Origin of the sequence: Clostridium lapidicellarium, assembly GCF_041224415.1 — a bacterium.
GTDB classification, from domain to species: Bacteria; Bacillota; Clostridia; order Clostridiales; family Clostridiaceae; genus Clostridium_B; species Clostridium_B lapidicellarium.
Window position 1 is genome coordinate 1 of record NZ_JBGFFE010000008.1, and the last position, 23,570, is coordinate 23,570.

At 35.0% G+C, this 23,570-nt stretch carries 19 protein-coding genes, 5 tRNA genes, 1 pseudogene and 3 other annotated features; of the genes and pseudogenes, 17 read left to right on the forward strand and 8 right to left on the reverse strand.

The window, feature by feature from the left end; all coding sequences use genetic code 11:
• Positions 1-161 precede the first annotated feature (161 nt).
• Positions 162-902 (reverse strand): type 1 glutamine amidotransferase, encoded by a 741-nt coding sequence (locus AB8S09_RS07270; RefSeq protein ID WP_294182117.1) that lies wholly within the window; start codon positions 900-902, stop codon positions 162-164.
• Between the two features lie 28 nt (positions 903-930).
• The gene (locus AB8S09_RS07275) at positions 931-2,280 is read right to left on the reverse strand and encodes a MurT ligase domain-containing protein (RefSeq protein WP_369868863.1); all 1,350 of its coding nucleotides are present in this window, start codon (positions 2,278-2,280) and stop codon (positions 931-933) included.
• 319 nt (positions 2,281-2,599) lie between these two features.
• Here AB8S09_RS07275 and pckA point away from each other — a divergent pair, with 319 nt between their 5' ends.
• The 6 genes from pckA (at position 2,600) to AB8S09_RS07305 (ending at position 9,280) form a co-directional block, all read left to right on the forward strand.
• Positions 2,600-4,195, forward strand: a complete 1,596-nt coding sequence (gene pckA / locus AB8S09_RS07280) for a phosphoenolpyruvate carboxykinase (ATP) (RefSeq protein ID WP_294182118.1) — start codon at positions 2,600-2,602, stop codon at positions 4,193-4,195.
• Positions 4,196-4,407: 212 nt separating this feature from the next.
• The gene (locus AB8S09_RS07285) at positions 4,408-5,241 is read left to right on the forward strand and encodes an undecaprenyl-diphosphate phosphatase (RefSeq protein WP_294182119.1); all 834 of its coding nucleotides are present in this window, start codon (positions 4,408-4,410) and stop codon (positions 5,239-5,241) included.
• A gap of 199 nt (positions 5,242-5,440) precedes the next feature.
• Complete coding sequence (locus AB8S09_RS07290) at positions 5,441-6,427, forward strand: aspartate-semialdehyde dehydrogenase (protein ID WP_294182120.1); 987 nt, start codon at positions 5,441-5,443, stop codon at positions 6,425-6,427.
• A gap of 127 nt (positions 6,428-6,554) precedes the next feature.
• Positions 6,555-7,436 (forward strand): 4-hydroxy-tetrahydrodipicolinate synthase, encoded by an 882-nt coding sequence (gene dapA / locus AB8S09_RS07295; protein WP_294182121.1) that lies wholly within the window; start codon positions 6,555-6,557, stop codon positions 7,434-7,436.
• A gap of 117 nt (positions 7,437-7,553) precedes the next feature.
• Positions 7,554-8,306: a 4-hydroxy-tetrahydrodipicolinate reductase gene (gene dapB / locus AB8S09_RS07300; RefSeq protein WP_294182122.1), complete on the forward strand. Its 753-nt coding sequence runs from the start codon at positions 7,554-7,556 to the stop codon at positions 8,304-8,306.
• A 125-nt stretch (positions 8,307-8,431) separates the two neighbouring features.
• On the forward strand, positions 8,432-9,280 hold the full coding sequence (locus AB8S09_RS07305) for a methylenetetrahydrofolate reductase (protein WP_369868834.1): 849 nt from the start codon (positions 8,432-8,434) through the stop codon (positions 9,278-9,280).
• A gap of 13 nt (positions 9,281-9,293) precedes the next feature.
• On the opposite strand, the gene AB8S09_RS07310 is transcribed toward AB8S09_RS07305, so the two are convergent.
• Positions 9,294-10,442 (reverse strand): pyridoxal phosphate-dependent aminotransferase, encoded by a 1,149-nt coding sequence (locus AB8S09_RS07310; protein ID WP_294182124.1) that lies wholly within the window; start codon positions 10,440-10,442, stop codon positions 9,294-9,296.
• A 125-nt stretch (positions 10,443-10,567) separates the two neighbouring features.
• Here AB8S09_RS07310 and AB8S09_RS07315 point away from each other — a divergent pair.
• From AB8S09_RS07315 to AB8S09_RS07330, 4 genes and pseudogenes are all read left to right on the forward strand, one after another.
• Positions 10,568-11,206, forward strand: a pseudogene (locus AB8S09_RS07315) (ABC transporter ATP-binding protein); the annotation flags it as partial.
• Positions 11,207-11,270: 64 nt separating this feature from the next.
• The gene (locus tag AB8S09_RS07320; RefSeq protein WP_294182188.1) at positions 11,271-12,434 is read left to right on the forward strand and encodes a DUF2705 family protein; all 1,164 of its coding nucleotides are present in this window, start codon (positions 11,271-11,273) and stop codon (positions 12,432-12,434) included.
• A gap of 38 nt (positions 12,435-12,472) precedes the next feature.
• On the forward strand, positions 12,473-13,162 hold the full coding sequence (locus tag AB8S09_RS07325) for a response regulator transcription factor (RefSeq protein ID WP_294182189.1): 690 nt from the start codon (positions 12,473-12,475) through the stop codon (positions 13,160-13,162).
• Positions 13,146-14,513 carry a HAMP domain-containing sensor histidine kinase gene (locus tag AB8S09_RS07330; RefSeq protein ID WP_369868835.1) on the forward strand — a complete coding sequence of 456 codons (1,368 nt, stop codon included), beginning with the start codon at positions 13,146-13,148 and terminating at the stop codon, positions 14,511-14,513. The genes AB8S09_RS07325 and AB8S09_RS07330 overlap by 17 nt, the downstream gene beginning before the upstream one ends.
• Positions 14,514-14,602: 89 nt before the next feature.
• Here AB8S09_RS07330 and AB8S09_RS07335 read toward each other — a convergent pair.
• The 5 genes from AB8S09_RS07335 to AB8S09_RS07355 all read right to left on the reverse strand — a co-directional run bounded on the left by AB8S09_RS07335 (position 14,603) and on the right by AB8S09_RS07355 (position 15,019).
• Positions 14,603-14,676: transfer RNA gene (locus tag AB8S09_RS07335), tRNA-Cys, on the reverse strand.
• A 10-nt stretch (positions 14,677-14,686) separates the two neighbouring features.
• Positions 14,687-14,761, reverse strand: a tRNA-Gly gene (locus tag AB8S09_RS07340).
• A gap of 14 nt (positions 14,762-14,775) precedes the next feature.
• Positions 14,776-14,851 (reverse strand) — tRNA-Phe (locus AB8S09_RS07345).
• 3 nt (positions 14,852-14,854) lie between these two features.
• A tRNA-Asp gene (locus tag AB8S09_RS07350) sits at positions 14,855-14,931 on the reverse strand.
• 12 nt (positions 14,932-14,943) lie between these two features.
• Positions 14,944-15,019, reverse strand: a tRNA-Val gene (locus AB8S09_RS07355).
• Between the two features lie 190 nt (positions 15,020-15,209).
• On the opposite strand from AB8S09_RS07355, the gene ytxC reads away from it, so the two are divergent.
• The 7 genes from ytxC (at position 15,210) to pheT (ending at position 23,565) form a co-directional block, all read left to right on the forward strand.
• The gene (gene ytxC, locus AB8S09_RS07360) at positions 15,210-16,112 is read left to right on the forward strand and encodes a putative sporulation protein YtxC (protein WP_294182126.1); all 903 of its coding nucleotides are present in this window, start codon (positions 15,210-15,212) and stop codon (positions 16,110-16,112) included.
• 51 nt (positions 16,113-16,163) lie between these two features.
• Positions 16,164-16,393 (forward strand) — a binding site (T-box leader).
• Positions 16,394-16,531: 138 nt separating this feature from the next.
• A complete protein-coding gene (gene thrS, locus AB8S09_RS07365) occupies positions 16,532-18,445 on the forward strand; it encodes a threonine--tRNA ligase (RefSeq protein ID WP_294182127.1) in 1,914 nt (637 codons plus the stop codon).
• Between the two features lie 51 nt (positions 18,446-18,496).
• Positions 18,497-18,619: a sequence feature (ribosomal protein L20 leader region), on the forward strand.
• A gap of 26 nt (positions 18,620-18,645) precedes the next feature.
• Positions 18,646-19,173, forward strand: coding sequence for a translation initiation factor IF-3 (gene infC / locus AB8S09_RS07370; protein ID WP_294182128.1), 528 nt, complete (start codon positions 18,646-18,648; stop codon positions 19,171-19,173).
• A 15-nt stretch (positions 19,174-19,188) separates the two neighbouring features.
• A complete protein-coding gene (gene rpmI, locus AB8S09_RS07375) occupies positions 19,189-19,386 on the forward strand; it encodes a 50S ribosomal protein L35 (RefSeq protein WP_294182129.1) in 198 nt (65 codons plus the stop codon).
• A 29-nt stretch (positions 19,387-19,415) separates the two neighbouring features.
• Positions 19,416-19,775, forward strand: a complete 360-nt coding sequence (gene rplT, locus AB8S09_RS07380; protein WP_294182130.1) for a 50S ribosomal protein L20 — start codon at positions 19,416-19,418, stop codon at positions 19,773-19,775.
• 74 nt (positions 19,776-19,849) lie between these two features.
• Positions 19,850-20,073, forward strand: a binding site (T-box leader).
• A gap of 54 nt (positions 20,074-20,127) precedes the next feature.
• Positions 20,128-21,147 (forward strand): phenylalanine--tRNA ligase subunit alpha, encoded by a 1,020-nt coding sequence (pheS, locus tag AB8S09_RS07385; protein ID WP_294182190.1) that lies wholly within the window; start codon positions 20,128-20,130, stop codon positions 21,145-21,147.
• 36 nt (positions 21,148-21,183) lie between these two features.
• Positions 21,184-23,565 carry a phenylalanine--tRNA ligase subunit beta gene (gene pheT, locus AB8S09_RS07390; protein ID WP_294182131.1) on the forward strand — a complete coding sequence of 794 codons (2,382 nt, stop codon included), beginning with the start codon at positions 21,184-21,186 and terminating at the stop codon, positions 23,563-23,565.
• Positions 23,566-23,570 lie beyond the last annotated feature (5 nt).

Here is a 23,570-nt window from a genome sequence, read left to right on the forward strand (position 1 = left end):
AATTGCCGGTTCTTACTTTAAAATCAGCTCCGGCAAAAGGGAAAGCGGCGGTTCGGTTCCAAAAGTGCAATAGTTTACAATAATTTAGTTTAAAAGAGCAGCGAAGGTTATTATAATTAATAATCAGGTGACTCTAGATATAAAAAGAAAGATCTTATTTTTTAAATAGGATCTTTCTTATTTTTAGTTTCACGTTTTATTATAAAATTTTTAGCGGCCATTTCAAATTTATCATCCAGGGGTTTTAACTCTACATTTTCATATTTTTGCGAAAGAGCTTCGTATATAAGCCTATCTGCCAATTCAGGGTTCTTAGAAAGAAGAGAACCGTGAAAATACGTGCACAGGCAGTTCTTATAAATACATCCTTCAAAACCGTCCTCACCGTTGTTTCCGTAACCCTCGATTACTTTTCCAAAGGGCTCAAGATCATTTATGTAAGTTCTTCCGGAATGATTTTCAAATCCTACGTAGGTCTCATTGAATTTTTCGTTGTGTATAACGGTATTTCCAATGAATCTTTTATTTCCACCTTCCGTATATATGTTCAGTACACCGAGACCCGGAAGCTTTTTTCCATCTGGTGTACAGTAGTATTTTCCCAAAAGTTGATAACCGCCGCAAATTGATAAAAACACTCTTCCGTTTTGGATATATTTTGTTATTTCCTCTTTTTTATTTTGAACTAAATCTTTTGATACAATGGACTGTTCATAATCCTGTCCGCCGCCAAAAAAGGTTATATCATATTTAGAACTGTCAAAAGCGTCATCAAGGGATATATTGGATACATTTACGGATATTCCTCTCTGTTGTGCCCTGTATTTCAATATAAGAATGTTTCCAAGATCGCCATATACATTTAGCAGATCAGGGTATAAATGACATATATTCAATTCCATTTTATATACCTCCTGTTGATTCAAAAAATTACCACAATTTTTTTATATAGCCCTTTGCATTGAGAAATTTTCTTAAATTTATCATGGCAGTATAAGTGGCCAATATATACACGGTGTCCAATTTACAGCTTTTTATTTCTTCCACCAGTTTTTCATAGGTTTTGCAAAGTATGAAGTTTTCTACCGGCAGTCCTGCTATCTTCAATCTAACAGCTATATCGTATAATCTTATACCGGATATCATTATTTTATCTATACTGAGAGATGATAATTTTTCAAAATTTACATCCCATATCCAGGATACATCTCTTCCATCGGCATAATTGTCGTTTAAAAGTACAGCCAGATTGAAAGTGCTATTGTCGAGGCTTATAGTGTTTATGGCCTGATCATAACCTGCCGGATTTTTTACTAAAATTATCTTAGCTTTTTTGTCTCCTATATTTATAATTTCCTGCCTTCCGAAAGAGCTTTGCTGTTTCTTAAGGGAGTCATATATGTAATCAGTGGATATCTTGCATGTTCTAGCTGTGGAATAGGCACACAGGGCATTGTACATATTATATATGCCCGGCTGGTTTATACAGTATTCAGCGCCGTCTATTGAAACCAATGATTTTTCAGGTGTCTGAAGTTTTATTTCATCCAGTGTGTATTTTAAGTCCGGCCTCTTGTAGCCGCAGTTTTCACAATAATAATCACCTAGGTGATTATATGTGATGAAATTATATTTGTAGGGACTCTTGCATTTTTTACAAAACTTGGCGTCGGCATTGATATTTACTTTTTTATTTTTCAGCGGAGAACAGTTAAATCCGTAGTAAATGATCTTATTTGGTAAATCCAAATCTCCTAACAGTGATTCGTCCCCATTTAGAACCATGGTTGAAAGAGGAGTTTTTTCAACGCCCTTGAGGATTTTGTTCAAGGTAGTATAAACTTCCCCGTATCTATCCAATTGATCTCTGAATAGATTTGTAATGACTATAATTTCCGGAGTTGCGTATTCTGTGAAAAAAGATACATTTGCTTCATCACATTCTATAACTGCATAGCGTGGTTTACGATGTTTCCCAAATGAATAGTTTTCTATGAAACAGGAGGTTATTCCGGTTATCATGTTCGCCCCTGTGCTGTTGGTTATTACAAGTTCATTTGCATCTTTTAATATATTGTATATCATGCTTGTAGTAGTGGTTTTACCATTTGTACCAGTTATGAGTATGATTCTGTAATTCTTACATATAACCTTTAAAATATTTTTATCTAATTTCAATGCTACTTTTCCGGGAAAATTACTTCCACCCTTAAATAAAATTTTTGACAGCTTTATTATGATTTTGGAAATAATGATACTAAAAAAGGATTTTATATTAATTTTTCACACCACCTTTATATAAGAAAAAACTTAAGTAGACTAACTCGTAAATATTATAATACAATACAGTCATTTTTTACATTAAAAAAGCAAAAAAAATTTTTGACTGATCGGAAAATTGCTTATTTAATATGAGATACTATATATGAAAAAAGAATAGCATAATATTAAAAAAATAGTGATAAAGAGTATGTTATTGCAACATTTCAATCAAAAATCTTTAAAAATATATTGTTTATAATTTTTTTACTGCATTTTTGTTGCATTTTTCTTTAAATAGTATATTATATAAGTATAAGATTGTTTGGGGGGAAGAAACATGAACGCTGACTTGTCATATTTGAATATTAGTGAATATAGAAATATGTATGAAAATTTATCACCGGCGCAATTGGTGGAATTCTCAATTAAAAGAGGTGAGGGGATTCTGACCAATAAGGGAGCATTGGCAATCAACACAGGTAAATATACGGGCAGATCTCCTAAAGACAGATTTATAGTTAAACAGGGAAGTACAACGGATAAGATAAATTGGGGTAAGACAAATTTACCTATAGACGAAAAGATATTTGATAAATTATATGATAGTGTCATAAAATATTTAAAGGGTAAGGATATATTTGTGTTCAATGGATTTGTAGGAGCATTGAAAGAGTACTCCATGCCCATAAGAGTGATATGTGAAAATGCATCTCAAGCTCTATTTGCTACCCAGATGTTTAGAAGACCAAATTATGATGAGCTTGGAAATTTTCAACCGGAATTCAATGTAATAGCCGCTCCCGGTTTTAAGGCCAGGGGTAAAGAAGACGGAATTAATTCAGAAGCATTTATACTTATAAATTTTGATAAAAAAATCATATTGATAGGTGGAACTCATTATTCCGGTGAAATAAAGAAATCCGTATTTTCGGTGATGAATTTTTTGCTGCCTCAAAAAGGAGTTATGCCTATGCACTGTTCTGCAAATATAGGAGATGACGGAAAGACGGCATTGTTTTTTGGACTGTCGGGAACAGGAAAGACAACTTTGTCGGCAGACGGCCGGAGGAAATTGATCGGGGACGATGAACATGGATGGTGTGATAAGGGTGTATTTAATTTTGAAGGCGGATGTTATGCTAAGACCATAAGACTTGACAGCGAAAAAGAGCATGAAATATATGAAGCTATAAAATTTGGAACTGTTCTTGAAAATGTAGTCTTAGATAAATATAGAATACCTGATTACAATGACGATAGATATACGGAAAATACAAGGGCAGCTTATCCTATAGAGTATATAGGAAATGTGGAGAAGAGCGGAGCTGGAGGAAATCCGAAAGCTGTGATATTTTTGACAGCAGATGCGTATGGGGTAATGCCTCCTATATCAAAATTGTCCAAAGAAGGGGCAATGTATCATTTTATGTCCGGCTATACCAGCAAGGTTTCCGGAACGGAAAGGGGAATAACTGAACCTGAAGCTACTTTCTCTGCGTGTTTTGGTGAGCCTTTTATGTTAATGAATCCCATAGTTTATGCCAAGCTGTTGGGTGAAAGAATAGATAAATACAATACGGAAGTATACCTGGTGAATACAGGCTGGATAGGCGGTATATACGGAGTGGGGAAGAGAATAGATCTGCCGTATACAAGAGCTATGGTAAGGGCGGCCCTGGAAGGCAGACTTAAAGATGTAAAATTTACAGAACATCCTGTATTTAAAGTGATGATACCTACAGAATGTCCTGGTGTTCCAAAAGAGATACTGAACCCAAGAAATTTATGGAAAGACAAAGGAGCCTATGATGACAAAGCAGAGGAATTGGCTGTAAAATTTTATGATAATTTTAAAAGGTTCGATGGAATTTCAGAAGATATAAAAGACATAGCAGGTGCGGGCCCAAGAGTTAAATCCTTAAGCCATATGTAGATGTGATATCTTAACGGAGCACTGTAAAACTGCTTTGAAAAGCAATTTTGCAGTGCTCTATTTTTAATTTGTTTTTAATTTAATTTTTATGTATTGTTAAAGAACTTATAATAATAGTATAATGGTAATATTGTATTAATTATAAGTATAAATATAAATATAACAAGACATTGATGTCTTGAATATCAGACGGAAGAGGGTAAGTAAAAAATATGGAAATAATCTTTATTATCAAAGCTGTTATTATTGGAATAGTGGAAGGGATAACTGAATTTCTTCCAATATCATCTACAGGACATATGATAATAGTGGGGAATTTGATAAATTTTAAGGCACCTGCTTATAATAAAGTATACATAGATATGTTTGAAGTTGTGATTCAACTTGGGGCAATACTGGCTATAGTAGTTCTCTACTGGAACAAGATATTTAACTCCTTTAAAAATCTTGCGCCTGGCAAATGGGGGTTCAGGCTCTGGTTTAGTATTTTAGTTGCTTTTATACCTTCTGCAGCTGCCGGATATTTTTTAAAGGACATTATTCAGGAAAAGTTGTTCAATTCAATTACTGTTGCCTGTGCGCTTGTGTTTGGCGGTGTGCTCATGATATGTATGGAAAACAAATATAGGAAGGGGAACAGTACCAGAAAAATTGAAGATGTAAATGTAATACAGGCATTTAAAATTGGGTGCTTTCAGTGTCTGGCATTATGGCCGGGGATGTCGAGATCTGCATCTACCATAATAGGCGGCTGGGTTGGCGGACTCACCAATGTAGCTGCGGCAGAATTTTCCTTTTTCCTGGCAATACCAACTATGATAGGGGCGGCTGGATTATCTCTCATAAAACTAAAAATATCCATGAACTCCATTCAAATAATTGGACTTGTCATAGGATTTGTAGTGTCATTTTTAGTGGCGCTGGTAGTTGTAGATAAGTTTATAGGTTTTTTAAAGAGAAAGCCCATGAGAGTTTTTGCAGTATATAGGATATTTGTTGGAATACTGGTTATTATCTTAGCTTTTACAAAAGTTATAAATGTTTAAAAATTTCTGGTGCTGCTGATTCATCGGTGAATATATATAAATATTGTACTTCATAATATGTTGTGTACCGAGAATGGTTTGTGTAATTTTTGATTCTAAATAAAAATTATTTTCATTAACATATTTCAGTAATTTAGTGTAAAATATTTAATAAGGTTATGGCAGCTGATTTTATAAATTTTAAAAGGGGGTCACTGACGTGAGTTATAATGTTGCGGTAGTCGGATGTACTGGAATGGTTGGAAGAAAATTCCTTGAGATATTGGAAGAGAGGGACTTCCCGATAAAAAACCTGTATCTATATGCTTCTGCCAAATCCAGAGGTAAGGTATTGAAATTTAAGAATAGTGATTTTGTCGTAGAAGAACTGGAAGAGAAAAACATAAAAGATAAGAAAATAGATATTGCACTTTTTTCAGCAGGTGCAGGTGTGAGCCTTAAGTTTGCACCTATATTTTCAAGATATGGTGCAGTGGTTGTGGATAACAGCAGTGCCTGGAGAATGGATGAAAAGGTGCCTTTAGTGGTCCCTGAAGTGAATCCGGAGGACATAAAATGGAATAATGGAATAATAGCCAATCCAAACTGTTCTACCATACAGGCGGTGGTGGCAATTAAACCCCTGTACGATAGATATGGTATAGAGAGAATAGTATATTCTACATATCAGGCCGTATCTGGCGCCGGAATGGGCGGTTATAATGATCTTTTAGAAGGCTACAGGGGAAAACCTCCCAAGAAATTTCCCTATCCGATAGCGGGAAACGTACTTCCCCATATAGACGTTTTTTTAGATAACGGCTATACTAAGGAAGAAATGAAGATGATAAATGAAACCAGAAAAATCCTTCATGACGGCACTTTGAGAATTACGGCCACTACGGCTAGAGTCCCTGTAGTATACGGACACAGTGAGAGTATAAATATAGAACTTAAAAAGGACTTCAATGTAAAGGACATATTCAAACTGTATGAGAACTGTGATGGGGTAATATTAAAAGACAATGTGAAAGATTTAGTATATCCAATGCCCCTGGATTGTGCCGGAAAAGATGAGGTGTTTGTAGGCAGAATAAGGAGAGATTTTAGTTTGAATAAGGGACTTAATCTCTGGGTTGTAGCAGACAACATAAGAAAAGGTGCTGCTACAAATGCTGTTCAAATAGCAGAATGTATAATCAAGTGATTCTTAGGTCCTGCGCAGCAGTGCCTATCTTCCACTTTGAGAAGCTGGAAGTGTTAGCAGCGGCAGCGTTCGGATAAAAAGTGAAAAATAATGTATTTATTAAATATTTTAATAATGAGGTGTTATTATGAGTTTGTTTAAAGGCTCAGGAGTTGCCATAATTACTCCCTTCAATGACAATGGAGTGGATTTTAAGAAATTGGAAGAATTACTTAAGTGGCATATTAAATGTGGTACTGATGCTGTTATAATTTGTGGGACAACTGGAGAAGCTTCTACCATGACGGAAAAGGAGAAAAAAGATACTATAAAATTTACTGTAGATACGATTAATGGAAAAATTCCGGTTATAGCTGGAACAGGAAGCAATTGTACTGAGGCTGCCGTGAATATGAGCAAATGGGCGGAGAGTATAGGTGTAGATGGAGTTCTAGTAATTACACCTTATTACAATAAGACTACGCAAAAAGGGCTTGTAGAGCATTTTAAGGCAGTTGCTTCAGATGTAAAGGTTCCTATGATAATATACAATGTACCGGGAAGGACCGGATTGAATTTAAAACCTGAAACACTTGAAGAATTGTGCCAGGTAGAGAATATTCAGGCTGTTAAAGAGGCCAGTGGTGATATAAGCCAGATTGCCAAAGTGAAAGCACTGTGCGGGGATAAAATAGATCTTTATTCGGGAAACGATGATCAGACAATACCGATACTTTCTCTGGGTGGAATAGGCGTCATATCTGTACTTGCCAATATTATACCAGAAGATATGCACAAGATGTGTAAACTGTTTTTGGAGGGAAATGTGAAGGAAGCAGCGGCTATGCAGTTAAAAGCACTGCCTTTGATGAATGCCATGTTTATAGAAACAAATCCCATACCTATAAAGACGGCCATGAATATATTGGGAATGAATGTGGGTGGCTTGAGGCTTCCACTTTGCAGTATGTCAGAAAAAAATCTTGATGTGGTAAAAAGGGAACTTGGAAATTATGGCTTATTGAAATAAGATTATTGTGAGTATTTTGTGAATAGAAAGTTTATTTTCTTGAATTTAACGTGGAAGACGAATTTCTTTCACGTTAAATTGCATATAATGAGCAGCTTGAGAAAGGAGATATGTGAAATGGTAAAGATAATACTGAATGGCTGTAACGGCAAGATGGGTAAAGTTGTAAGAAGCTTGGCAGAGAAATATTCAAATCTATCCGTAGTGGCAGGAATAGATAGAAAATCAGGGCAGGGACAGGGTGTATTTCCTGTATTTGACAATATACGCAGATGTTCTGTAAAAGCCGATGTCATATTGGATTTTTCAAGACCTGATGCGATGGATTCACTTATTGACTATGGAAAAGAAAAGAATATTGGAGTAATATTTTGTACCACCGGATACAGTGAGGAGCAGATAGAAAAGATGAAGGAAGCTTCAAAATTCATACCAGTATTTCGATCCGCAAATATGTCCATAGGTATAAATGTTATAAATAAGATATTGAAGGATATAAGTGCTTTCTTATATAAAAACTTCGATATAGAAATAATAGAAAAACATCACAACCAGAAAGTGGACGCACCCAGCGGCACAGCTTTGATGCTTGGAAATACCATAAGGGATTCAATCAAAGAAAATATAGATTTTGTAAATGGAAGAGAGGGAATTAGGAAAAGAGCCCATAATGAAATAGGGATTCATTCCGTGAGGGGCGGTAGTATAGTAGGAGAACATGAGGTCATATTTGCAGGTCAGGGTGAAACTATAGAAATAAAACATACTGCTATTTCCAGAGAAGTTTTTGCAGTAGGTGCCTTAAAGGCCTGTGAATTTATGTCTGGACGAAAAAACGGACTTTATTCCATGGACAATTTGATTTCATAGAACATCGAATCAATATCTAAAAAAGAAATGGGGTGAGAGACGGTCAGTCGGAGAAATCATCCACAAAATGTGCCGGCAATTTCTCCGATCACCTGACACAGAAGCATATGAAAATATCTGAAATTATGAAACAAAGAATGATATTCTCTTTTGAAGTATTTCCGCCAAAAAAGGATCAGCCTATGGATTATCTTTTAGACACTTTGAAACATCTTTATGTTTTTAATCCTGATTTTATTAGCTGCACTTATGGTGCAGGGGGAACTAATGCGGGCCGGAATATCGAAGTCTGCAGGGCAATTAAAAAAAGTGGGAGGACTGTTCCTGTAGCTCATTTTACCTGTATTGGCAATAGCATGGAAAATATAAGAAAAAGCTTGCAGATATATTTGAACATGGGCATTGATCATGTCCTGGCACTGCGCGGCGATTTTCCAAAAGGATGGAAAGGTACAATGGGCGATTTTAATTATGCAAATGAATTGGTTGCATTTATTAGAAAAAATTTTCCTGAATTCTGTATTGCTGTAGCAGGTAATCCTGAGAAGCATTTTCAGGCTAATTCTTTTGAAGAGGACATTGCCCACCTCCGTGTGAAACAGGACTCAGGTGCGGATTACATCATGACACAGCTGTGTCATGATGTGGATCAGTATGAGTGGTGGGTTGAAAAAATCCGGAAAGCGGGCATTTCACTGCCGATTGATGTAGGAATAATGCCTGCCCTTTCAAAAGACTCCATTATCCGTATGACAGTATCCAACGGCAGTTCAATTCCAAGAGAGCTTGCAGAAATAATTGCCAGGTACGGTGATAACCCAGAGGATTTTAAAAAGGCAGGAAAAGAATATACGATAAAACAAATGTACAGGTTCATAGATGCAGGGATAAATGGACTCCATATTTATTCTTTAAATAGGTGGAAGGATGTGTCTGATATTTTAAATGAGTCCGGTATTATGGGATTTAAATAAACAAGTGCGGCAATTAAAAGTTATTTATTATCCAGCTTTCCATTCTTCCCATGGAGGACTTAAGTTTGTCCATACTGTATGCATAGGATATCCTGATATGTCCTTCGCCCTTTTTACCAAAGGCGGAACCTGGTACTACGGCTACTTTGGCTTCTTTTAAAAGTTTTTCGCAGAATTCATCACTTTCCATGTTGAAGTTTTTTATGGATGGAAAAACATAAAAGGCGCCTTTGGGTAAATTCAGTTCAAATCCCAGATACTGCAATTTATCATACATATAGTCCCTTCTTTCCTTAAATCTTGAACGCATGTAGTTGACATCTTCCATACAGCGCTTTAATCCCTCATAAGCCCCCCACTGGGAAACAGATGGAGCACAGGATACATTGTACTGGTGAACTTTTGCAATTTGATCCATAAATGTTTTTACTGCACATACATAACCTATTCTGAGTCCTGTCATTGAAAACATCTTGGAAAAACCACTGACCAATATAACCTGATCTTTTATATCACTGTATTGGGCCGGGGAATAATGCTCTCCCTCAAAGTTTATTGAAGCGTATATTTCATCGCTTATTACAACCAGTTTATTTTCCTTAATCAAATTATGAAGTTTCTTATTGTCATTTTCGGATAATACGGCACCTGTGGGATTAGATGGGTAGGATAAAACCATTGCCTTGGGTTTTTCATTTTCAAGTGTTCTTTTCAAATAGTCAAAGTCTATGGAAAAATCATCTTTTAAATTATAGGTGACTGCATTTCCACCTAAAATTTTCACACAGCTTTCATAAGCTGGATAAGCTGGATCCGGTATGAGCACTTTATCACCGGGATTTATAAGGGCGGCAAACACATCCATCAGTGCTTCACTTCCACCTACTGTAACATAGATTTCATTTCTGCTGTAATTTATTTGAAGGTTCTTTAGATATTTTGATATTTCCTCTCTGAGTTCTATAATACCGGCATTTGGCGTATATGTAGTTTTGTTGTCTTCAATGGCCTTTATCATGGCTCTTTTGATTTTATAAGGTACATTGAAATCAGGTTGGCCTAGAGTTAGTGATATTGCATCCGGGTATTTCAGAACTTTATCGTAAAATTTTCTAATACCTGATATTTTTACAGATTGTACACTTCTTGATACTCTGTTCAAATTTACACTTCCCGTCTATTTCAAATTTATTTTTTCTTTATTTTTAATATATTTTTATTATACTTTTATATTTTACAATTTTAAATGGATATAGTAAATAGATTATAGAGAGGAGAATAATAATATTGATACAAAAAGTACTGGAATTAAAGAGCATTTCTAAGAAAAGAGGAAAGTTGCGGGTATTAAAAGATATTTCCTTTTCTATAAGTAAAGGTGAAATCTGCGGATTTGTAGGAAAAAATGGTGCTGGGAAGACTACGCTGATCAAAATTATAACGGGTATGTTATTTCCAGATGAAGGTGAAATTATAATAGGAGGAAAGAGTCTTGAAACTGAAAGAGAAGAGGCATTGCAAAATGTGGGCGCTATAGTGGAAACGCCGGAGTTTTACGGATACATGACAGGAAGACAAAATTTAAATTATATAGCAAGTATGCTGGAAAATGTTACAAAAGATAAAATAGAAGATGTTATTAAATATTCTAAATTAGGTGTAAAAATTGATAAAAAAGTGAAGACCTATTCTTTGGGAATGAAGCAGAGGCTGGGCCTTGCCCAAGCTCTTATGGGTGAAATATCTCTTTTAATATTGGATGAACCTACGAATGGTTTGGATCCAATTGGAGTTGTGGAACTTAAAAAAACTATAAAGATTTTAGCTGAAGAGAAAGGGGTATGTGTTTTTATATCCTCACATATTTTAAGCGAAATAGAGAGTATATGTACAAAGGTTATTTTTATAAATGAGGGTAAAATTGTGGGAACCTGTTCTAATTTAAAACAAAATCTAGAAGAAAAATTCATAGAAATGATGGGGGAAAATGATGAATAAGTATATATGGGAGGAAGTAAAAAGAATAATAATTAAAAAGAAAATTTGGATTGTTATTGTTATTATGATTACAATTGGCTTTGGATTGATAAGTATATTGAAGACAAATACCCTAGAAGTACAAATCCAGAAATATAAGGCTCTTCTTGTCAACCAAAAAATGGGCAGGGATAAAGCTAATTCAGAACTCAAAAAAGCTGAATTTTCCAGAGATATAGTGAGTACCCAGAAGGAGATAAAGGATAAGGAAAAACAATTGAATGAAATAAAAAGTTATGATAGATCAAAACTGGATCAGCGGATTCAAAAATTGAAAAAGAAAAATAATCCTGAGAATGAATACAAGCTGCTTCAATTGAAATATGAGAAAAAATACAATATAGGAAAAAGTGAACTTATACCAAAGGGGATGTATTCAGCTATGGAAATTCTGACATATTTTATACCGGTGTTTTTTTTACTTATTCTCATTGTATTTTTATCCGATATAGTGTCAGGAGATTATTCCCCAAATACAATTAAAAATTTGGTTACAAAGCCTATTTCAAGGAAGAAAATCATTGTGTCCAAATTTGCTGCTTCCATGATTTTAAATATAGGTATGTTGATTGCAAGTACCTTAATATTCATATTGGAAGCTGGAATTCATCTGGGTTTTTCAGATTACAGACTGCCTTTTGATGTAGGTGCAAGGTATGTTTTTGACAGTTCTCTTACGTTAAGTCCAATAACTTCACAGATGAAGTATGTGAGTGGAAGCAGATCAATTATTCCACTCTGGAGTGCAATTATCGAATTGCTATTGATTGCAATAATTGTTTCAGCTGCTATTATATCAATAATTTTGCTCATATCGGTTTTCTGCAGAAATTCACTTGTTTCCTCCCTTGTAAGTTTTATACTAATTGGAGGAACAGCTGTCTGGTACCTTTTTGGTTTTGCAGGCAGATATGTTGTATCGGCAAAATACGGAGCTTTTGTAAAATTTCTGCCCATTCCATATATAGTTGATGTAATGGGGGTTTTAAGCGGTGATATTTCTGTGCAGCTTACCAGCACTATAAATGTGTTTTCTGTATTGATGGTCTGTTTGGCATGGACTTCAATTATGCTGTTTTTGAGCAGTTATGTTTTTGGTAAGAGGGATTTTGATTGAAAATACAAAGTGCTATAATTTTAAATTGGGTGATTGTTGTGAAGAAAAATATATTGATAATAGATGATGACAATGACATAAGAAATATGCTTGTGAATTATTTTAAAAAGGAAGATTACTTGGTGTATTATGCTTCTGATGGAGAGAAGGGTCTGCAAATTTTGGAATCCAAGTCAGTTTCTCTGATAATTCTAGATATTATGATGCCAAAGATGGATGGCTATACCATGTTGTCTAAACTCAGAGAATTCTCAAGTGTGCCTGTTATACTTCTCACTGCAAAAGACCAGCAAATGGACAAGATAAGGGGATTTATAGTTGGATGTGATGATTACATAGTAAATCCCTTTGATTTTACAGAACTTTCATTGAGGGTGTTAGCTGTACTCAGAAGATCTAAAGTCAGTAATACCCTGCAGAACCACGTGTTGAAAATTAGGGATATAGAAATAAATACCCTGGAACATACAGTAAAAAAAGATAATAGGGAAATTGTACTTACTCCGAAGGAATATGAGATTTTGTATACACTGGCATCAAATAGGGGTCGGGTATATTCCACCAGAATGCTCTATGAAATAATTTGGAAAGATACCTTTATGGAAAATGACAATACTGTAACCATGCATGTTAAAAATTTAAGGAGAAAACTAGGAGACAGTGTTAAACAGGGAAAATATATAAAAACCATATGGGGAGTGGGCTATAAAATTGAAAAAAATATTTAAACTCAGAAGTGAACTGGTTTTTTCTGCAGTTATTTCGGTAATTGTATCACTTATACTTGCAGTTTTTTTAAGAGAATTTGTTTTGGGTTCTTTTTTAAATAGTTATAATGATACCCCCGAATATATACATAAAAATATGATTACTCCAGTTGAACGGGACTTGAAGAACATGGATATGAATGATCCTGGAGAATTACAGAAATATATGAGTGAAGAATATAGCATGACTTACTATATTTTTGTAGTGAGAAAAGACGGAAAGGTGATAGCTTCAAACAACAGGGAAATTAAAAGTCTAGATAATAATCAGATTGAAAATGGAAAGAAGACATTTGAATTTTTAAATGCCCATAGAGATAATCTGGTTAAAATAACCAGGTGTGATTATGTAAAAGATGGGTACTATTTGTATTACATATATACGGGTTATGGTAAATTGGATAATAGCAATATTGTAGGTATGATGGCAGTTTTAATCTTCATAATTGTATTTTTCATGCTCATATGGAGGCGTATATCTTATATATCCCAAATAAAATCAACGGTTAGAAGTATCGCTGAAGGTGATCTATCCAAAAGAGTTCCTCTTAAATACAAAAATGAACTCAGGGAATTATCCGAAGATGTAAATTACATGGCTTCAAAAATAGAAAGGGAAGAGAAAAACAGAAACGAATTTTTTACTAATATATCCCATGATCTGAGAACTCCTTTGACCACTATACTGGGATATATAGATATGATTAAAAATGGAAAATATGATTCAGAACATGAACTCAATGATTATATAGATATAATGAACAGAAAAGGATTGTATTTAAAAAACATGCTGGATGATTTCTTTGAATATTCAAAATTGGCTTCCAATGACATAATACTGGAAAAACAATATTTGCAGTTAAATGAACTGGCAAGGCAGGTAACCGAAGAAGATGAAGATGAATTTATACGGAAGGGCTTGAAGTTTTCACTCAAATTACCTCAGGAATCTATTGGTATTGAGGTAGATCCCGATCTATTTTTAAGGACAGTAAACAACCTTTTAAGTAATGCACTTAAGTATTCTAAGAATGGTACGACTGTTGAGCTCAAGGCAGGTAGGGAAAAATACAATGATAGTTTTTATTCAGTAGTTTCAGTGTCAAATATTCCTAAAGTTCCAATTGATGATGAAGATATGGAGAATTTTTTTGAGAGATCATACAAGAGGGATTTATCTAGGAAAGAAGAGGGCAGCGGCCTTGGGTTGTCAATTGTAAAAGAAATAGTTAAACTTCATGGTGGGTTTGTAAAGGTGTTTAGAGAAAATAAAAAACTGACATTTAAAATATTTCTACAGATGAAATGTTAAATTTAAGTGAATTGATAATTTGATTTATAGGGTGAAAAGATATAACTTGATTGCTGAATTTCAGTAACTAGGTTATATCTTTTTGGGTTTGGAGGCGCCACCCAGATTTGAACTGGGGATGAAGGTTTTGCAGACCTCTGCCTTACCGCTTGGCTATAGCGCCCTATCTAAAATGGAGCGGAAGACGGGATTTGAACCCGCGACATCCACCTTGGCAAGGTGGCACTCTACCACTGAGTCACTCCCGCATGCTTCAAAATAATGGTGGCCAGACCAGGAATCGAACCAGGGACACGAGGATTTTCAGTCCTCTGCTCTACCGACTGAGCTATCTGGCCCAATGGCGACCCAGAAGGGGTTCGGACCCTCGACCTCCGGCGTGACAGGCCGGCACTCTAACCAACTGAGCCACTGGGCCGTAATCATAATATGGTGGGCACAACAGGGCTCGAACCTGTGACCCCCTGCTTGTAAGGCAGATGCTCTCCCAGCTGAGCTATGCGCCCATAAGCACATTATTACCACGACAATTCATATTATATATTGAGTTCTAGATATTGTCAATACTCTAGGCAAAATTTAAAGTTAAAAAAGTGATTTTAGATTTATCCAATTTTGCAATGTCGATATTTGACAATAGAAATTTGAATATAGATTTTGTTTGGATGCATACTATTTTTGAAGGGAGTGTGAAAGATGCTGCTATTAACAATAGTTTACGATAAAGAAAGAAAAGAGATAATACAGGGAATTCAAGAACTAAAAGAGTATTTCAGACATAAAGGTGTGCTTATTGGAATATATGAAAGTATGGAATCTAATACTCACTTCCTTAAGTTATTTTGTGATAGGGAAATTGATAACAAGCTTAGAAATATATTTAATATGTATATTGCAAATATTATATACAATATAGTGATAGAAGAATTTTGTGAAGAGGATATCTTAGCTTTTTTATCCAATGAATATTTTTTCCTTAAATATGATGAGCTGGAAGAAATCAGGCTGGAGAGCATGAAGGTGCTTGAAGGCGGAATGAAAATTATAGATGAAAATTCAATATCATGTATAAATAAAAGAAATGATATACTGGATAAAATATCTAAGTGCATAAGTGAAAATAATGAAATAAATATAGATGGATTCATAACTTTTAGAATAAAAGAACTTCTGGGTGATCTGGAGAGTATAGTTGACAAAGTAGTGGAAAAATATATGGTAAACAAGGAATACAATGAATTTATAAAACTTTTAAAATATTTTGTAGAAATTCAAGAAAGTAAAATAGATTATTTAAGTATAATAATTGACAATAATGGAAAATATATAATAAAAGATGGAGAGAGGGATATAACAAGAAGTTTTTTTAAGGAATTCACAGAATTAAATCATGACGAAAATATGACTTCGGATTTGGATGACATTTTGATAAGTGCACTTATAACTGCTTCACCCAGTAAAATTGTAATTCACTGTGCTGAGAATTGTAGGAATCCAGAACTTATAAATACTATTGAAAAAGTTTTTACCGGCAGAGTTAAATTTTGCAATAATTGTAGTATATGTGAGTCTATAAAAAATAATTTTAATAGAATTTAATTTTTTTATTGACAGAGTCATTTTAGAATAATATAATAAAGCCAAATAGAAGTAAAAACTGTGAAAGGGAAAAGTAGACGGATCAATTATTTTAAGAGAGAGGAATTGCAAGCTGAAAAATTCCTTAGGTAAAATCTGTTGAAAAACCACCCGGGAGTTGTATACTGAATTTTTATTAAGTATTTCCGCTGGCCAGCGTTAAAGGTTGAGAGAATAGTGTATGAGATCTTTGGCTTTATACTGTTAAGTTGGGTGGAACCGCGGTAATACTCGTCCCATAAGAGGGAGGAGCTTTTTTTTATTCATTTTTATACTTTAACCAAAGATTGGATATTTTTATTTTATTATCAGGTGAATGATGAAATTACTTGAAAAAGGAAATTTTTGAAATCGGAAGATTTATTAAGGAGGAATAAATAATGTTAAGTATAACTCTTATAGACGGTAAAAAAATAGAAGTGGAGAAGGGTCCAAAGGTAATTGATGTGGCCGGAAAATTGAGTACTTCTCTGAAGAAAAAAGCACTTGGAGCTAAATTAAATGGAAAAGTAGTTGAACTCAATCAGCCGATAAATGAGGACTGTAAACTTGAAATCCTAACTTTCGATGATGAAGACGGTAAAAAGATATTGAGGCATACTGCTTCCCATGTGCTTGCTCAGGCCATAAAGAGACTTTATCCGGAAGTTAAACTTGCCATAGGGCCTGCCATAGATTCGGGATTTTACTATGATGTGGATGCAGATTTTTCATTTACACCGGAACTTTTGGTTAAACTTGAAAATGAAATGAACAAGATAGTAAAAGAAAATATTAAATTGGAAAGATTTGAACTTCCGAGAGAAAAAGCTATAGAGTTCATGAAAGACAGAAAAGAACCATATAAAGTACAGTTGATAAAGGATTTGCCGGAGGATGCAGTCATATCTTTTTACAAACAGGGTGATTTTGTAGATCTCTGTGCAGGGCCGCACTTACCTTCTACCGGAAAGATAAAGGCGATAAAACTTCTTTCTATAGCAGGTGCTTATTGGCGTGGGAACGAAAAAAATAAGATGCTGCAGAGGATATATGGAACTGCCTTTGAAAAGAAAAGTGATTTGGAAAACTATTTAAAGATGATGGAAGAGGCTAAAAAGAGAGATCATAGAAAACTGGGCAAAGAATTGGATCTTTTCAGCATGCATGAAGAAGGACCCGGATTCCCGTTTTTCCATCCAAAGGGAATGATAATTAGAAATGAACTTCAGAATTTTTGGAGAAAAATGCATAGAAAAGCCGATTATGATGAGGTAATGACTCCAATTTTATTAAATGAGGAGTTGTGGCATCAATCGGGACATTGGGATCATTATAAGGAAAATATGTATTTTACTAAAATAGACGGCGAAAATTATGCTATAAAGCCTATGAACTGTCCGGGAGCTATACTCATCTATAAAAACAGCATACGTTCTTATAGGGACCTGCCTAAGAGATATGCTGAAATGGGAATTGTGCACAGACATGAGAAGTCAGGGGCACTTCACGGACTTATGAGAGTAAGGTGCTTTACTCAGGATGATGCCCACATATTTGTGGCAAGGGATGACATCACTCATGAAATCACTCAGGTTATAAAACTTATAGATGATTTTTACAAGGTATTTGGATTTGAATATTTTGTTGAACTTTCAACAAGACCTGAAAATTCCATGGGAACTAAGGAAGAATGGGACGCCGCAACTGACGGACTTAAAGATGCACTTAAAGTGTCCGGCCTTGATTATAAGATAAATGAAGGAGATGGGGCTTTTTACGGACCCAAGATAGATTTCCATTTAAAAGACTGTATTGGAAGGACATGGCAATGTGGAACAGTGCAGTTGGATTTCCAGATGCCGGAGAAATTTGATCTAACTTATATAGGGGCGGATGGAGAAAAACACAGACCGGTTATGGTACACAGAACTGTATTTGGTTCCATAGAGAGATTTATAGGAATACTCATAGAGCACTATGCAGGAGCATTTCCAGCTTGGCTTGCACCGGTACAGGTAGAAGTCATGGATATTACAGATGATCAGAAGGACTATGCAGATAAGATAATCAAGGAGCTTAAGGATGAGGATATAAGAGTGGAAGCTGATCTCAGAAATGAGAAGATAGGCTATAAAATAAGAGAAGCCCAGATGCAGAAAGTACCTTATATGATTATTTTGGGAGATAGAGAAGTGAAGGAAAAGGGTATATCTGTGAGAAGTAGAAAAAATGGAGATTTGGGTTCCATGTCACTGGATGATTTTATAGCGAAACTTAAAGAGGAAATTTCTCAAAAAGTGAGTGATGTATAAGATTGGAAGAATTTGATGTTGACTTGCAGTGACAAAAATAGTATAATATAGTTCGTTAAGTAGAAACCAGCCGTTTCTCACCTTACGGCATGGCCAGTAAGGTTTGTGAAAGCTTTTTATGAATTTTTATTTCATGTATGTAGAGGACGGCAGAAGCCGTCCTTTTTTATTTTAATGTTTTTGTTTAATTCACTTAGGAGGTGAAGAATATAAAGAAAGGTTTTCTTTTAAATGATAAAATAACTGCAAAAAAAGTAAGAGTTGTTTCCAATAACGGAGGTAATAAGGATGAGATTGTGCCTTTAGAAAAGGCTTTGAAACTTGCGGAAGAGCAAAATTTGGATTTGGTTTTGATATCTCCGAGGGCGAATCCCCCTGTTTGTAAAATAATGAATTATGGGAAATTTATCTATGAACAATCCAAGAAGGAGAAAAAGGCTAGGAAAAAACAAAAAGTTATAAATATAAAAGAAGTAAGACTCAGTCCTACTATTGAAGAACATGACATCGACATTAAAGCGAAAAATGCAAAGAAGTTTTTGCTTACTGGAGATAAGGTCAAGGTTACTGTAAGGTTTAGAGGTAGAGAAGCCGGTCATTCTTTCATGGGTAGAAAGATTTTGAATAATTTTTATTCCAAACTTGAAGATGTCAGCTTAATAGAGAAACAACCAAAACTTGAAGGCAGAAACATGACTATGACATTGTGGACAAAGAAAAATAATTGAAGGGAGGAAATTGTTATGCCAAAAATGAAGACAAAAAGAAGTGCGGCAAAGAGATTTAAGGTTACAGGAACAGGTAAGTTAAAGAGGGCAAAAGCTTATAAAAGTCATATATTGACTAAAAAAAGCACAAAAACTAAAAGAAATCTTAGAAAAGCGGGATATGTATCAAAAACTCAGAAAAAAATAATGAAAAAATTGATACCTTATGTATAAGTAAAAAATTCTAAAAAGGAGGTTTTAAAATGGCAAGAGTAAAAAGGGCTGTCAATGCTCGTAAACATCACAGAAAAGTGTTAAAGCTTGCAAAAGGATACTACGGCGGTAAAAGTAAATTGTTTAAAGCAGCTAATGAAACAGTTATAAGGGCTTTGAGAAATGCATATGTGGGAAGAAAATTAAAGAAGAGGGATTTCAGGAAACTCTGGATAGCTAGAATAAATGCAGCAACTAGGATGAACGGACTTTCTTATTCGAAATTCATAAATGGAATAAAAACGGCAGGTATTGATATAAATAGAAAAATGCTTTCGGAGATAGCGATAAAAGATCCTGAGGGATTTACAGAACTGGTTAACATAGCTAAAAAACAATTGAGTGCATAGATTAGAACTTAATGTTGACAATAGGTAAAACTACAGGTATCATTTAAAAGTATAGATAATAAAAAAGTTTAAATTCTTATACTGTGAAGGAGAAAGTAAGTATATTTGATATTTTTCAGAGAAAAAAAGTTAAGGCTGAAAGCTTTTTTAAAATGCTGTATGCTGAAGTTCACTCCGGAGTACTGTCTGTGAAATAAAAGTAGCAGTTGGCGGTAATGCCGTTAGATTTTCAAAGAGAATATTATTTATATAATATTAATTTGGGTGGTAACGCGGAATGCAGAAATTCGTCCCTTGTGGGATGAATTTTTTTTATTTAAATTTAAAGCTGGGAAGGAGAGAATTTAATATGATTAGAGAAAAATTGGAGAAGATTAAGGAAGATGCTCTTAAAGAATTAAAGAACAGGGAAAACAGCTTCAGCATAGAGGATATAAGAGTCAAATATCTGGGTAAAAAAGGTGAATTGACTAAGATACTGAGAGGAATGAGAAACCTTTCCCCGGAAGAGAGACCTGTAGTTGGAAAGCTTGCCAATCAAATAAGATCAATTCTGGAAAATGCCATAGAGGAAGAATCAAAAAAGGTAAAGAAACTTAAGACGGAGGAAAAACTCAAAAGTGAAACAATCGATATAACAATGCCCGGCATAAGACAAAATATCGGGAAATGCCATCCACTTGAACAGGTTCTGGAAGATATGAAGGAAATATTCATCTCCATGGGATTTACTATAGAAGAGGGACCTGAAATTGAAAAGGACTATTATAATTTTGAGGCATTGAATATACCTAAAAATCATCCGGCTAGAGGAGAGCAGGATACGTTTTACATAAACGACGATGTAGTACTTAGAACTCAGACGTCGCCTATACAGATAAGAACTATGGAAAAACAGAAACCACCCATAAAGATGATATCTCCGGGGAAGGTTTACCGCGCGGATTCAGTGGATGCCACTCATTCGCCTATATTTTACCAGATGGAAGGCCTTGTAGTAGATAGGGGTATAACTTTTGCAAACTTAAAGGGGACTTTGGAATTATTTGCCAAGAGGATGTTTGGAGAAAACATGAAGACAAAATTCAGGCCACATCATTTTCCTTTTACAGAACCCTCTGCAGAAATGGATGCCACCTGTTTTGTATGCAACGGCAAAGGCTGCAGGGTATGTAAGGGAGAAGGATGGATAGAACTTTTGGGGTGTGGTATGGTTCATCCCCAGGTGCTTAGAAATTGCAATATAGATCCAGAGGTTTACAGTGGATTTGCTTTTGGAATGGGTGTTGATAGGATGGTTATGATGAAATACGGCATAGATGATATAAGAAATATGTATGAAAGTGACATGAGATTTTTAAATCAGTTTTAATTTAAACAATAAAATAAATGGAAGGGAGATCTTTTTATGAAAGTTCCGGTAAATTGGTTGAAAGATTATGTGAATGTAGATATTACAGGAAAAGAATTGGCAGATAAATTGACTTTGAGCGGTTCGAAGGTAGAAGAAGTGATTACAACTGGTGACGAGATTAAAAATGTAGTTACAGGGAAAATAATGAAGATAGAAAAGCACCCTAATGCAGATAAATTGGTAATATGTCAGGTAAATATAGGAAAGGATGAACTGCTTCAAATCATAACAGCTGCCACTAATATGAAGGAAAATGATGTAGTTCCTGTTGCACTTCATGGTTCTGTAATTCACGGAGGTGTGAAAATAAAGAAGGGGAAATTGAGGGGAATCATGTCAAACGGTATGTTTTGTTCTGAAGAAGAGCTGGGGATTGCCGGTGATAAGCCAGTGTATGGACTTATGATTTTACCTTCAGACACTCCTGTTGGCAGGGATATAAAGGATATATTGAATATGACAAACACCATATTGGATTTTGAGATAACTTCCAACAGGCCCGATTGTCTCAGTATCATAGGAATGGCCAGGGAAACTGCGGCAACTTTAAATGAAAATTATAAAATGCCTCCATGTAAATATACTGCATCTTCAGATAAGTACATAAATGATAAATTGAAGGTTGAAGTGAAAGATAAACTCTGCAGGAGGTATATGGCCAGAGGAGTGGAAGATGTAAAGATAGAAGATTCTCCCCAATGGATGCAGGAAAGGCTTTTGGAGGCAGGAGTCAGACCCATAAATAATATGGTTGATATAACCAATTTTGTTATGCTTGAAACGGGCCAGCCAATGCACGCTTATGATATGAGATATGTGAGGTCCAATAAAATAGTGGTTGAAAGATCAAAAGGCAAAGAAGAATTTATCACTCTGGACAATGAAAAAAGATTGCTGGATGAAAATATGCTTACCATAAGAGATGGAGATAGAACCATAGGTATTGCAGGAATAATGGGGGGACTTGATTCGGAAGTCAGGAGCGATACTTCGTCTATAGTATTTGAAAGTGCTAATTTCAATGGGACCAATGTAAGAGTTTCCTCTCAAAATCTGGGAATCAGAACAGAAGCTTCATCCAGATTTGAAAAAGATCTCGATCCCAATTTAGCTGAAATGGCCGTAGACAGAGCTTGCTATTTAGTAGAAAAATTGAATGCAGGTAAAGTTATGAAGGGAACTATTGACATATATGGTGAAAAAATTGAACCCGGCATTTTGAAAGTGAATTACAATTGGATAAATAGCTTTTTGGGTACTGAAATACCTGAAGATGAAATGGCCAATTGTTTGAACAAACTTGAATTGAATACTCAGGCTGAAGGTGAAATTCTAAAGATATATATACCTACCTTTAGAAGGAGGGATATAAAGATAAAGGAAGATATTGCCGAAGAGGTAGCACGAATGTACGGATATGATGCCATACCTTCTACTGTAATAAAAAGTGTAAGTACCAGAGGAGGAAAAAATCCAAAACAGAAATTAGATGATAAGATATTGAGTACACTTACATCCAGCGGGTTAAATCAGTCTATAAGTTATTCCTTTATTAGCAGAAAGGCTTTCGATGAGATACTTTTACCGGAAGACAGCATCCTTAGAAATGCAGTGGCTATAAAAAATCCATTGGGAGAGGATTACAGTATAATGAGAACAACCACAATTCCCTCCATGATGGAATCTTTAAGCAGAAATTATTCCAGAAAAAATGAACTGGCCAGATTATTTGAAATAGGTAAAGTGTATATACCGGAGGGAGATATAAACAAACTGCCCCAGGAAAAAAATATCATAACTATCGGTATGTACGGCAAGGTGAATTACTTTAGTTTAAAGGGTGTAGTTGAAAATATATTGGAAGCATTGAATATAGAAAGATTTTCTTTTGAAAGGGAAAGCGATAATCTGACTTTTCATCCGGGGAAAACTGCATCACTGTATATAAAGAGGGATTTTGCAGGTATATTGGGTGAAATTCATCCCGGTGTATTGGATAATTACAGGATCGATGAAAAATGTTATGTGGCTGAATTGAATTTGGATGTGCTCTATAAATATGCAAACAGGAAAAAGGAATATAAACCGCTCCCTAAATTCCCAGCAGTTACGAGAGATCTGGCAATACTGGTGGATGAAGATATTTTGGTAAAGGAAATAGAAGACGTTATAAAGAAACAGGGAGGAAGTATGATAGAGAGCGTAAAGCTATTTGATGTATATAAAGGCAAGCAGGTTGCAAAAGGGAAAAAGAGTGTAGCCTATTCCATATCCTACAGGCTTGAAAATAAGACCCTCACAGATAAAGAAGTAAATAAAGTTCACGATAAGGTATTGAAGGCATTGGAACATAAGTTTGGAGCACAACTCAGATAAATGTA

Bases quoted from the DNA above. Each gene is read 5' to 3' on its own strand.
- AB8S09_RS07270 (WP_294182117.1), bottom strand. From the start codon at position 902: ATGGAATTGAATATATGTCATTTATACCCTGATCTGCTAAATGTATAT.
- pckA (WP_294182118.1), top strand. From the start codon at position 2,600: ATGAACGCTGACTTGTCATATTTGAATATTAGTGAATATAGAAATATG.
- AB8S09_RS07285 (WP_294182119.1), top strand. From the start codon at position 4,408: ATGGAAATAATCTTTATTATCAAAGCTGTTATTATTGGAATAGTGGAA.
- dapA (WP_294182121.1), top strand. From the start codon at position 6,555: ATGAGTTTGTTTAAAGGCTCAGGAGTTGCCATAATTACTCCCTTCAAT.
- dapB (WP_294182122.1), top strand. From the start codon at position 7,554: ATGGTAAAGATAATACTGAATGGCTGTAACGGCAAGATGGGTAAAGTT.
- AB8S09_RS07305 (WP_369868834.1), top strand. From the start codon at position 8,432: ATGAAACAAAGAATGATATTCTCTTTTGAAGTATTTCCGCCAAAAAAG.
- AB8S09_RS07320 (WP_294182188.1), top strand. From the start codon at position 11,271: ATGAATAAGTATATATGGGAGGAAGTAAAAAGAATAATAATTAAAAAG.
- ytxC (WP_294182126.1), top strand. From the start codon at position 15,210: ATGCTGCTATTAACAATAGTTTACGATAAAGAAAGAAAAGAGATAATA.
- thrS (WP_294182127.1), top strand. From the start codon at position 16,532: ATGTTAAGTATAACTCTTATAGACGGTAAAAAAATAGAAGTGGAGAAG.
- rpmI (WP_294182129.1), top strand. From the start codon at position 19,189: ATGCCAAAAATGAAGACAAAAAGAAGTGCGGCAAAGAGATTTAAGGTT.
- rplT (WP_294182130.1), top strand. From the start codon at position 19,416: ATGGCAAGAGTAAAAAGGGCTGTCAATGCTCGTAAACATCACAGAAAA.
- pheT (WP_294182131.1), top strand. From the start codon at position 21,184: ATGAAAGTTCCGGTAAATTGGTTGAAAGATTATGTGAATGTAGATATT.